Here is a 10,652-nt window from a genome sequence, read left to right as displayed (position 1 = left end):
GTGTTGGCAAGGCCTGAGCGATTATCCCGCGAGATTTATCGCCTATCTTCGCTCCACGAGAATTGGAGAACTGACATGACCAGGCAAAATGAAAAGGTGGCGCTGGTGACCGGCGCCTCGAAGGGCATCGGCGCCGAAATCGCCAGAAGGCTGGCACGTGACGGCTTTTCGGTCGCCGTCAATTACGCCAGAGGCGCTGAAGCCGCCGAAGGCGTGGTGCGCGAGATCGAGGCGGCGGGCGGCGCGGCGGTCGCCGTCCAGGCCGATGTCGGCGATCCCAAGGGCGTGGCGCGTTTGTTCGACGCAACCGAGCAGGCCTTTGGCGGTCTCGACGTACTGGTCAACAATGCCGGCATCATGAAGCTTTCGCCGCTCGCGCAGATGGACGACGCCGGCTTCGAGCAGCAGGTGGCGGTGAACCTCGGCGGCGTCTTCCGCGGCATGCGCGAGGGCGCAAGAAGGTTGCGCGACGGCGGCCGCATCATCAGCTTCTCGTCCAGCGTGGTCGGGCTCTACCAGCCGACCTACGGTGTCTACGCCGCGACCAAGGCCGGCGTCGAGGCGATGACACATGTGCTGGCCAAGGAACTCGGGCCGCGCGGCATCACCGTCAATGTCGTGGCACCGGGGCCGGTGGCGACCGAGCTGTTCCTCGGCGGCAAGTCCGAGACGCTGGTCGAGACGATCACCAGGATGATCCCGCTGGGCCGGCTCGGCCAGCCCGCCGACATCGCCGGCGTTGTATCGTTCCTCGCCGGACCGGACAGCGGCTGGATCAACGGCCAGGTGCTGCGTGCCAATGGCGGCACGGTCTGACCTTTCGCCAACAACCCACAGGAAATCGACATCATGCCGTTTGCAAACTTCAAGGTGCCTGAGCGCGCGCTGTCCGCCGGACAGAAGGAGGACCTCGTCCACAAGACCACAGCCCTGTTCGTCGAGATGTTCGGCGAAGACGTGCGCCCCTACACGATGGTGCTGATCGAGGAGGTCGCCGATGGCGGTTACGGTCGCGCCGATGTGGTGTTCACGATCCCGGAGGGATGAGCGGCGGACGTGAAGCTGCCAGTCACCCCCCGAGGGGAGATTGGCAGCTTCGCTGTCCTGCCAGCCTTGCAACGAGCCTGTACTGTTGCTTCATTTGAGCGAAGTAGCAGCGACAGGAGGAAACCGATGACAATCGCCAAGCGGCAGGGCCTCTGATGGCCCCAGTCAAGGTCGATCCCGCCAAGGTGCACGAATTCAAGGATGCCGAGAGCTTCCATGCCTGGCTCGGCAAGCACCACGACACGGAAACCGAAGTATGGATCAAGATCCACAAGGTGGGTTCGGGGCTGGCGTCGATCACGCCGAAGGAGGCGATCGACGTGGTGCTGTGCTTTGGCTGGATTGATGCCGTGCGCAAGGGGCTCGACGAGAAAAGCTATCTGCAGCGCTACACGCCGCGCGGCAGGAAGAGCATCTGGAGCCAGATCAACATCGACAATGTCGCCCGGCTGATCGAGGAGGGGCGGATGACCGGCCATGGGCTGAGACAGGTCGAGGCGGCCAAAGCCGACGGCCGCTGGGACCGTGCCTACAGAAGCAAGGACATGCAGATCCCCGACGACCTCCAGGCGGCGATCGACGCCGAACCGAGGGCGAGGCAGATGCTGGCCAAGCTCAGCGCGCAGAACCGCTTCGCGCTCGCCTTCCGCACCCACAACATGAAGACGGAAGCTGGACGCAGGAAGAAGATCGAGACCTTCGTCGAGATGCTGAAGCGCGGCGAGACGATCTACCCGCAGGGCAGGAAGTGAAGCCGGCTGCCGGTCGCTCAGCGGCCAGGCCCGCAAGAGGGAGCCCGCGAACAGGTTGCGCCGCTCGCCGCAACGACCGTGTCCCGGCGTGGAGGTTGCTTTCCCAACCGGTTGGTGGCCGGGCGGCGCGACCGCTTCACGCAGTCGTGACCGACTGGGGGAGGAAAGCGCCGTCATGCTACGAAAATAGCATTCTCGCACCTCGCGGGTGGATGCTAGGGTCGCTGCCCGTGCATCCCAGGCACGCAGTGGCGCGGTCCCGCAAGATGGAGGAATGGCAAGCGGGACGCTGCCCGTATTCTCAAGAAATCGGACGGTTAAGTTGAACCATCGTCAGGCTGTCGCGTTTCCCGCGTTGGCCGCAAGGGAGGAACCACTTGTGAAAGCATCATATCTCGTCTCAGTCGCGCTGCTCGCGGCGACAGCGATGCCCGCGGCAGCGGGCGAAATCTCCGACGGCAAGGTCAAGATCGGCATCCTCAACGACCAGTCGGGCGTCTATGCCGATTTCGGCGGCAAATGGTCGGTCGAGGCAGCCAAGATGGCCGTCGAGGATTTTGGCGGCAAGGTCCAGGGCGCGCCGATCGAGGTCATCAGCGCCGACCACCAGAACAAGCCGGACATCGCGTCCAACATCGCGCGCCAGTGGTACGACACCGAGCAGGTCGACGCGATCATGGAATTGACGACGTCCTCGGTGGCGCTCGCCGTGCAGGGGCTTTCCAAGGAAAAGAAGAAGATCGACATCGTCACCGGCGCGGCTTCGACCGATCTGACCGGCAAGCAATGCTCCCCCTATGGTTTCCACTGGGCCTACGACACCCATTCCCAGGCGGTCGGCACCGGCGGCGCGCTGGTGCAGCAGGGCGGCGACAGCTGGTATTTCATCACCGTCGACTACGCCTTCGGCTATTCGCTGAAGGAGCAGACCGCCAAGGTCGTCGAGGCGAGCGGCGGCAAGGTGCTGGGCGAGGTGCGTTATCCCCTGGGCTCCACAGACTATTCCTCCTTCCTGCTGCAGGCGCAGTCTTCCGGCGCCAAGATCATCGGCCTTGCCAATGCCGGCCTCGACACTTCCAACTCGATCAAGCAGGCGGCCGAGTTCGGCATCGTCGCCGGCGGCCAGCGGCTCGCCGCACTTCTGTTCACGCTGGCCGAGGTGCACGGGCTTGGCCTGCAGGCAGCACAGGGCGTCGTGCTGACCGAAGGCTATTACTGGGACCGCGACGACAAGAGCCGCGATTTCGCCGATCGCTTCTTCAAGCGCACCAACAGGATGCCGAACATGATCCAGGCCGGCACCTATTCGGCGGTGACGCAGTATCTGAAGGCTATCGACAAGGCCGCCACCGACGAGACCGAGGCCGTGGCCAAGCAACTGCATGAGATGCCGGTCAACGACGTCTTCACCGCCAACGGCAAGGTGCAGGCCGATGGCTCGATGGTGCACGATATGTATCTCTATCAGGTCAAGAAGCCAGAGGAGAGCAAGAGGGACTGGGACTATTACACCTATCTCGCGACCATTCCGGGCGACCAGGCCTTCATGAAGGCCGAGGACAGCGGCTGCCCGCTCGTCACCAAGTGACGATGGCAGCCGCCGCGGCTGTCCGGCCGGACGGCGACCAGAATCCGCCGCGGGTGGTGCTTTCCGCCCGCGGCCTCAGGCGCGATTTCGCCGGTTTCGTCGCCGTCAGCAATGTCGATCTCGACGTTCATCACGGCAAGATCCACGCGCTGATCGGGCCGAACGGCGCCGGCAAGACCACCATCTTTAACCTGCTGACAAAATTCCTGCAGCCGACCAGCGGCAGGATCGAACTGCTGGGCACGGACATCACACGGACCTCGCCGGCCAGGGTGGCGCGGATGGGCCTGGTCCGCTCGTTCCAGATATCGGCGATCTTTCCGCATCTGAGCGTCCTCGACAATGTGCGCGTCGCGCTGCAGCGGCCGGGCGGGCTGAGCTTCCAGTTCTGGCGCTCGCTGGCGGCGCTGGACGAACTCACGCCGCGGGCGCGCGAGCTTCTCTCGATCGTCGGCCTCGACGATGCGGCGAACCGGCTCGCCGGCGATCTCTCCTATGGCCGGAAGCGGGTGCTCGAGATCGCCACCACGCTGGCGCTCGATCCGAAGGTGCTTTTGCTCGACGAGCCGATGGCCGGCATGGGGCACGAGGATGTCGGCACGATCTCCGGGATCATCCGCTCGCTCGCCAAGGATCGGGCGGTGCTGATGGTCGAGCACAATCTGACTGTCGTTGCCGATCTCTGCGACTGGATCACCGTGATGCAGCGCGGGCAGGTGCTTGCCGCCGGCGACTATGCCACCGTCAGCCGCGACGAGCGCGTCAGGATCGCCTATATGGGGACGGAGCATGAGTGAGCCGCTGCTTGCCGTGCGCGACCTCCATGCCTGGTACGGCGAGGGCCATGCGCTGCACGGCGTCAACCTCGATGTCTTCCGTGGCGAGACCGTGACCTTGCTTGGCCGCAATGGCGTCGGCAAGACCACCACGCTGCGCGCCATCATGGGGCTGGTCCGCAAGCGAGCGGGAAGCGTCGTCTTCGACGGCAGGGATCTGATCGGCCTGCCGTTGCACCGCGTCGCCCATCAGGGCCTCGGCTTCGTGCCCGAGGAGCGTGGCATCTTCGCCACGCTGACGGTCGACGAGAACCTGATCCTGCCGCCGGTGGTGGCTGAGGGCGGCATGAGCATCGACGAGATCTTCGACCTCTTTCCCAATCTGAAGGAGCGCCGCAACAGCCCGGGCACCAGGCTGTCCGGCGGCGAACAGCAGATGCTGGCGATCGCCCGCATCTTGCGGACGGGCGTGCAGATGCTGCTTCTCGACGAACCGACCGAGGGTCTCGCGCCGGTCATCGTGCAGCGCATCGGCGAATTGCTGGCGACCTTGAAAAAGCGCGGCATGACGATCCTGCTGGTCGAGCAGAATTTCCGCTTCGCCGCCCGCATTGCCGACCGCTTCTATCTGATGGAGCACGGCAAAGTGCTGGAAGGGTTCCCGGTCGGCGAACTCGACGCGCGCACCGCACTGCTGCACGAGGTGCTGGGAGTATGACGGCGCCATGACGATGATCTTCGGCATCCCCATTCAGGCCCTGCTCGGACAGTTGCTGGTCGGGCTGATCAATGGCTCGTTCTATGCGATGCTGAGCCTTGGTCTGGCCGTCATCTTCGGCCTGCTGCGCATCATCAATTTCGCCCATGGCGCGCTCTACATGCTCGGCGCCTTCATCGGCTATCTCCTGCTTGTCCATCTCGGCATCGGCTATTGGCCGGCGCTGATCCTGGTGCCGCTTGCCGTCGGCGTCTTCGGCATGGCGGTCGAACGCGCGGCGCTGTCCAGGCTCTATCGGCTCGATCCACTCTACGGCCTGCTCTTCACCTTCGGCATGGCGCTGGTCATCGAAGGCGTGTTCCGGTTCTACTACGGGGTGTCGGGCAATCCCTATGCCGTGCCGTCGCTGCTTGCCGGCGGCACCAATCTCGGCTTCATGTTCCTGCCCAACTATCGCGGCTGGGTCGTGGTGGCCTCGCTTATCGTCTGCATCGGCACCTGGCTCTTGATCGAGAAGACCAGGCTCGGCTCCTACCTGCGCGCCGCGACGGAGAATCCGGAACTGGTCCAGGCGTTCGGCGTCAATGTGCCGCTGCTGCTCACGCTCACCTACGGGCTTGGCGCGGCACTCGCCGGCCTTGCCGGCATTCTGGCGGCGCCCGTCTACCAGGTCAGCCCGCTGATGGGGTCGGATCTGATCATCGTCGTCTTCGCGGTCGTCGTGATCGGCGGCATGGGCTCGATCCTCGGTGCCATCGTCACCGGCTACATGCTCGGCCTTGCCGAGGGGTTGACCAAGGTGTTCTATCCCGAGGCGTCGAACCTCGTCGTCTTCGTCATCATGGCGATCGTGCTTCTGCTGCGGCCGGCCGGCCTGTTCGGAAGGGATGCCTGAGATGAGCGAGCTGACGCTTCAAGACGAGCGCACCGCTGCCTCGGTCAGGCTGGAACGGGCCTTGGTGGCGCTGTGCATAGTGGCGCTGATTGCGGCGCCCTTCTTCGTCTACCCGATCTTCATCATGAAGATGCTGTGCTTCGCGCTGTTTGCCTGCGCCTTCAACCTGCTGCTCGGCTATACCGGGCTGCTCTCCTTCGGCCATGCCACCTTTTTCGGGGGAGCGGCCTATTTCTGCGCCTATGCCGTCAAGGCATGGGGCTGGCCGCCGGAGGCCGGCATTCTGCTCGGCATGGGTGGTGCTGCGGTGCTCGGGCTGGTCATGGGTTTCTTCGCCATTCGCCGGCAAGGCATCTATTTCGCCATGATCACGCTGGCGCTGGCGCAGATGTTCTACTTCTTCTGCGTGCAGGCGCCGTTCACCGAGGGCGAGGACGGCATCCAGGGCGTGCCGCGCGGCACTCTCTTCGGCATCCTCGACCTGAATGTTGCGATGAACATGTACTATGTCGTGCTGGCGATCTTCCTCATCGGCGTGTTCGCCATCTGGCGCATCGTCAACTCGCCCTTCGGCATGATCCTGCGCTCGATCCGCGAGAACGAAAACCGCGCCATCTCGCTCGGCTATTCGGTCGGACGGTACAAGCTTGCCGCCTTCGTCATGTCGGCTGCGTTGGCGGGCCTTGCGGGTGCCACAAAGGCAATCGTGTTCCAGTTCGCGACGCTCACCGACGTCACCTGGCAGATGTCGGGCGAGGTCATCCTGATGAACCTGCTCGGCGGTATCGGCACCATGGCCGGGCCGGCCGTCGGCGCCGGCCTCGTCGTCGGCCTGGAAAACACGCTTGCCACTTCGGGCTTTCCGGTAACCATCGCCACCGGGCTGATCTTCATGATCTGCGTGCTCATCTTCAGGCGCGGCATCGTCGGCGAACTCTATGCGCGGTGGCTGGCGCCGGCTGAAGCCGGCGGTGAACGCGACAAGGGCTGATTGCGCCGGCTCCCGCCAAGAACGGGCCGATTCATCTAACCTATTGCAAACATGATGTTTTCCACTGCCTCGCGGAGAAGGGCGCTCGAAAGTGGAAAAATAAAGGTAACTTATTGTAATTGAACAGGTTTCCGCTTTTCAAGCAAGGAAAATGGCCAGGGCCGCGGACCGAACGCCCGACGCATTGCCAGGGAGAACCTGTTCGGGTGACGCCTACGCCGCGCCGCCCGTCTTCTCGATCTCCCGCAGATAAAAGATCTTGCTCGGCTGCAGATGGTCGACGCAGAGTTGGGCCAGCACCCAATTATCCCTACGCTTCATCGCCTCGATCATGAGCCAGTGGTGCTGGCGCGAGACTTCGAGCTCCTCGCGGTCCGCCAGCGAGTTGGCCCGCACCGGCAGGCTGAGCCGCATGTAGTGATCGATCGACGACACCAGGTAGTCGTTGCCGCAGGCAGACAACATGGTCAGGTGGAAGCGGTCGTTGGTCTCATGGATGCCGCGCAGATAGTGGACGTCGACATGGGCGCTGTAGGCGCGGTGGATCTCCATCAGTTCGGCGATCAAGGCCTCGCTTGCCGGCAGCGGGATCATCAGCGCCGCCTGGCGCTGCAGGAGTTCGCGCACTTCGTAGATCTGGCGCACCTCGTCCGGCGACAGCCGCCGCACCGCCGCGCCCTTGTTGCGCTCGCGGGTGACGACGCCGAGCTTTTCGAGCTGGTAGAGCGCCTGGCGGATGGTGTGGCGCGACACCGGGAAGCGGGCGAGCAGCACGTCCTCGACCAGCCGGGCGCCGGGCTCCAGCCTGCCGAAGATAATGTCTTCCTCCAGCGCCCGCACGATGTCGGCTTCCTTGCCGCCATAGTCAGCCGGGTTGAGCATCTTCAAGTCCTCGCGCCGTTCGCAGCGGCCACTCTGACCGCGGGGCGAGCCTTCTCGCCATCAGCAGAAATCTAGATCATGATTATTGATAATATTGACCGCTTGCCCCGCGGTGAACAGACCAATCCGGCGGTTCGATCGAAACGCCATGGCCGCCGCGGTGCTGCTTGCAGTAACGTTTTCTTCTCTGATTTTGCTGCACAGTGGCGCCGATCGGAGGGCGGGACCAGGGCATGGCCGACGACAAGACGCGCAACGGTGAGTTCTGGGCGCTGGCGCTTGAACGCGCGCATCTGGGCGTCTGGGACTGGGATTTGCGGAGCGGCGACTGTTTCTACTCGCCAATGTGGTCGCAAATGCTTGGCTATGGCGAGGGTGAGCTTGCCATGACAAGCGATCTCTGGCTGCGGCTGACGCATCCCGACGATCGTGAGCAAGCGGTGGCCAGCGGCGAACGCCATCTCGCCGGCCAGACCGACTCCATCGAGACCGAGATCAGGCTGAAGCACAAGGACGGCCACTGGGTATGGGTCCTCGATCGCGGCGGCGTTGTCGAGCGCGATGCCGAAGGACGGCCTCTTCGGGTGATGGGCGTTCAAACCGACATCACCAAGCAGAAGGAAGCGGAAGCTGAGCTCGAACAGGTCAATGCGCGCTTTCGCCTTGCATTGGCGGCCAGCGGCACCGGTCTCTGGCACTACGACCTCGCTCAGCGCAAAAGCTTCTGGGATGTCCGCACCAGGGAAATCTTCGGCTTTGTCTCCGATACCGACGAGGTGCCGCGCGACCTCTGGCACAGCTATCTGCATCCCGACGACCGGGACGAGGCCGAGCTGGCCCACATGGCGCCGCTGCAAACAAGCGACGTCGTCGCCTCGCAATACCGCATCATCCGGCGCGACGGCGAGATCCGGCATATCGAATCCCTGGTGCGCTTCATCGCCGATGCACAATCGTCAGGCCAGATACTGGGCACCGTGCGCGACATCACCGAGGCGAAGCGCCGTGAGCAGGAACTGGCCCATGCGGCCCACCACGACCCGCTGACCGGTCTTCTGAACCGCGTCGCCTTCGACCGCTTGCTGGCCGACGACATCGCAAGGGCGCAGCAATTTCCGCTCGGGGTCTTCTACATCGATCTCGACTACTTCAAGGCGCTCAACGACTTCGCTGGCCACGCCGCCGGCGACCTCGCGCTGAAGAGCGTCGCCGAGGGTATTCTGGGTTGCCTGCCGCCGTCGGCGCATGCGGCGCGGCTCGGCGGCGACGAGTTCGCGCTGCTGGTGCCAGATTGTAACTCAGGCCAGGCCGAGGGGCTCGCCATTGCCGTTCTCGCGGCGGTCCGCAACGCCGACCTCGGCTCCACGGCGACGTCGCGCAAGCTCGCCGCCAGCGTCGGCATCGCCTTTGTCGAAGACCGCAACACCACCGTGGCCGATGCGCTCGCCTGCGCCGACGACGCCTGCTATGCGGCCAAGGCTGCCGGGCGCAATCGTTTCGCGGTGTTTTCCGCCGAGTCAGCATCCGGTTCCGGCGGTCTCAACGCGGCGCGGCTGGCGGCCGACACCGTCGATGCCATGGAAGATGGCAGGCTGAAATTGTTCGGCCAGGAAATCCACCGGCTCGGAAAGCCCTGGCAAGAGAGCCGCCAAGTCGAAGTCCTGGCGCGGCTCGTCGGGCGCAGCGGAAAGCTGATCCAGCCGGGCGAATTCATCCCGGTGGCGGAGCGGTTCGGCATCGCATCAAGGCTTGATCGCTGGATCATCAGGACGGCGCTGTCGCTGCATGGGCCGGCGCTGAAGTCCGGGGCGCTCACGCTCGGCTTCAACCTGTCGGCGCAGACGCTGAGCGACCCGCAGCTTTGGGACTTCGTCGACGCCGCCATCGACGAGGCCGGCGCGCCGCATTTCGGCATCGGCTTCGAAATCACCGAGACGGCCGCCGTCACCAATTTCGGCGCCGCCGAAGAGTTCGTGCGCAAGGCGCGCGAGCGGCACTGCCGCGTCAGCCTCGACGATTTCGGGGCAGGGATGAGTTCGTTCGAATATCTCAGGCGCTTTCCCGTCGACCAGATCAAGATCGACGGCTCCTTCATCGAACATATCGCGCAAAGCCGTTTCGATCGCGAGATCGTCTCGGCCATATCCGCTATCGCCAGAAGCCTCGGCTGCTCCGTGGTGGCGGAAAAGGTCGAACGGCAGGACGCGCTGGAGATCCTCCAGGAGATGGGCGTTGCCTTCGGCCAGGGGTATTTGCTGCACCGCCCGGAGCCGCTGGAGGCGATCGTGGCGCGGGCAAGCGCGCAAGCGATTTCGCCGGTTGGCCGGCGGGCATAGCATTCACGCCTGGATGCCTCCAGGCGCCGCGTTGCAAAGTTCCCGGCGGTTCCGGCAAGCGGCTTCCTTTGCTTCCATGTCGATCGCGAGCACAATCATGGAACTTTTAGTTGCGGCTTATGTTCTGTTCTTGCGGTCCCGTCATTTACGACGTGGCCGCGCAGGAGGAGCGCGTCATGAACAATATTATCTGGTTGGTCGGTGCTGTGGTGATCGTATTGGTGATACTGAGTTTCTTTGGCCTAAGATAAGACAGGTGGGTGGGCGAACGTCCTCTAACGCGGGAGTTCGTCAGGGTTTTCCCGGCGGGCGATATCGGATCGACTTTGCCTTGCCAAGGGCTTGCATCGTCTCTTCGACGCTGAGCAGAACGGTGGTCTCGTACGAGCTGAGCGCTCCTCCCGCACCAATGGCAAGCATCACAGATGCCATCGAAACATTGTCCGGCGCCTCCCACAGATTCCAGCCATCGTGCTCTCCGAAAGCGTACCAGAACCCGTGCAGCTTCCCGCCCGCTGCTTCGATGTAGGTACGGGCCGCCTCACGCCGATCCTCGGGGTTTTCGATCATGCGCGCCCAGGTCTCGGGCGTATAGCTGAATTGTGAGAGATACATGGGCATGGTTCGCCTCCTGGGGCGGCCGATCCACAGCGGCTCGGCGTCGGGG

At 63.9% G+C, this 10,652-nt stretch carries 11 protein-coding genes; 9 read left to right on the top strand and 2 right to left on the bottom strand.

Annotated features, from left to right (window positions below; translation table 11 throughout):
- Positions 1–75 precede the first annotated feature (75 nt).
- From CN311_RS30695 to CN311_RS30660, 8 genes are all read left to right on the top strand, one after another.
- A complete protein-coding gene (locus CN311_RS30695; protein ID WP_097577331.1) occupies positions 76–816 on the top strand; it encodes an SDR family oxidoreductase in 741 nt (246 codons plus the stop codon).
- A 33-nt stretch (positions 817–849) separates the two neighbouring features.
- The gene (locus tag CN311_RS30690; protein WP_097577330.1) at positions 850–1,047 is read left to right on the top strand and encodes a tautomerase family protein; all 198 of its coding nucleotides are present in this window, start codon (positions 850–852) and stop codon (positions 1,045–1,047) included.
- A 155-nt stretch (positions 1,048–1,202) separates the two neighbouring features.
- A complete protein-coding gene (locus CN311_RS30685; protein WP_097577329.1) occupies positions 1,203–1,799 on the top strand; it encodes a YdeI/OmpD-associated family protein in 597 nt (198 codons plus the stop codon).
- A gap of 379 nt (positions 1,800–2,178) precedes the next feature.
- The gene (locus CN311_RS30680) at positions 2,179–3,387 is read left to right on the top strand and encodes an ABC transporter substrate-binding protein (protein WP_097577334.1); all 1,209 of its coding nucleotides are present in this window, start codon (positions 2,179–2,181) and stop codon (positions 3,385–3,387) included.
- Between the two features lie 2 nt (positions 3,388–3,389).
- Positions 3,390–4,184 carry an ABC transporter ATP-binding protein gene (locus CN311_RS30675; RefSeq protein WP_097577328.1) on the top strand — a complete coding sequence of 265 codons (795 nt, stop codon included), beginning with the start codon at positions 3,390–3,392 and terminating at the stop codon, positions 4,182–4,184.
- Positions 4,177–4,881, top strand: a complete 705-nt coding sequence (locus tag CN311_RS30670) for an ABC transporter ATP-binding protein (RefSeq protein WP_097577327.1) — start codon at positions 4,177–4,179, stop codon at positions 4,879–4,881. Before CN311_RS30675 ends, CN311_RS30670 begins: the two co-directional genes overlap by 8 nt.
- Positions 4,882–4,888: 7 nt before the next feature.
- The gene (locus CN311_RS30665) at positions 4,889–5,776 is read left to right on the top strand and encodes a branched-chain amino acid ABC transporter permease (RefSeq protein ID WP_097577326.1); all 888 of its coding nucleotides are present in this window, start codon (positions 4,889–4,891) and stop codon (positions 5,774–5,776) included.
- A gap of 1 nt (position 5,777) precedes the next feature.
- Positions 5,778–6,767, top strand: a complete 990-nt coding sequence (locus CN311_RS30660) for a branched-chain amino acid ABC transporter permease (protein WP_097577325.1) — start codon at positions 5,778–5,780, stop codon at positions 6,765–6,767.
- A 213-nt stretch (positions 6,768–6,980) separates the two neighbouring features.
- Here CN311_RS30660 and CN311_RS30655 read toward each other — a convergent pair whose 3' ends face one another.
- Complete coding sequence (locus CN311_RS30655; RefSeq protein WP_097577324.1) at positions 6,981–7,649, bottom strand: GntR family transcriptional regulator; 669 nt, start codon at positions 7,647–7,649, stop codon at positions 6,981–6,983.
- Positions 7,650–7,882: 233 nt separating this feature from the next.
- Here CN311_RS30655 and CN311_RS30650 point away from each other — a divergent pair, with 233 nt between their 5' ends.
- Positions 7,883–9,985, top strand: a complete 2,103-nt coding sequence (locus CN311_RS30650; RefSeq protein ID WP_097577333.1) for an EAL domain-containing protein — start codon at positions 7,883–7,885, stop codon at positions 9,983–9,985.
- A gap of 291 nt (positions 9,986–10,276) precedes the next feature.
- Here the strand turns inward: CN311_RS30650 and CN311_RS30645 are convergent, their stop codons facing one another.
- Positions 10,277–10,606 carry a GYD domain-containing protein gene (locus tag CN311_RS30645; protein WP_165779908.1) on the bottom strand — a complete coding sequence of 110 codons (330 nt, stop codon included), beginning with the start codon at positions 10,604–10,606 and terminating at the stop codon, positions 10,277–10,279.
- Positions 10,607–10,652 lie beyond the last annotated feature (46 nt).

Source organism: Mesorhizobium sanjuanii (assembly GCF_002529485.1).
Taxonomy (GTDB): Bacteria; Pseudomonadota; Alphaproteobacteria; order Rhizobiales; family Rhizobiaceae; genus Mesorhizobium; species Mesorhizobium sanjuanii.
The sequence above is the reverse complement of the archived record's forward strand: the minus strand, read 5'-3'. Positions and strand labels throughout refer to the sequence as shown.

Excerpts from the sequence above, each read along its gene's own strand:
- CN311_RS30670 (WP_097577327.1), top strand. The coding sequence starts at position 4,177 with ATGAGTGAGCCGCTGCTTGCCGTGCGCGACCTCCATGCCTGGTACGGC.
- CN311_RS30655 (WP_097577324.1), bottom strand. The coding sequence starts at position 7,649 with ATGCTCAACCCGGCTGACTATGGCGGCAAGGAAGCCGACATCGTGCGG.
- CN311_RS30675 (WP_097577328.1), top strand. The coding sequence starts at position 3,390 with ATGGCAGCCGCCGCGGCTGTCCGGCCGGACGGCGACCAGAATCCGCCG.
- CN311_RS30660 (WP_097577325.1), top strand. The coding sequence starts at position 5,778 with ATGAGCGAGCTGACGCTTCAAGACGAGCGCACCGCTGCCTCGGTCAGG.
- CN311_RS30665 (WP_097577326.1), top strand. The coding sequence starts at position 4,889 with ATGACGATGATCTTCGGCATCCCCATTCAGGCCCTGCTCGGACAGTTG.
- CN311_RS30650 (WP_097577333.1), top strand. The coding sequence starts at position 7,883 with ATGGCCGACGACAAGACGCGCAACGGTGAGTTCTGGGCGCTGGCGCTT.
- CN311_RS30690 (WP_097577330.1), top strand. The coding sequence starts at position 850 with ATGCCGTTTGCAAACTTCAAGGTGCCTGAGCGCGCGCTGTCCGCCGGA.
- CN311_RS30695 (WP_097577331.1), top strand. The coding sequence starts at position 76 with ATGACCAGGCAAAATGAAAAGGTGGCGCTGGTGACCGGCGCCTCGAAG.
- CN311_RS30645 (WP_165779908.1), bottom strand. The coding sequence starts at position 10,606 with ATGCCCATGTATCTCTCACAATTCAGCTATACGCCCGAGACCTGGGCG.
- CN311_RS30685 (WP_097577329.1), top strand. The coding sequence starts at position 1,203 with ATGGCCCCAGTCAAGGTCGATCCCGCCAAGGTGCACGAATTCAAGGAT.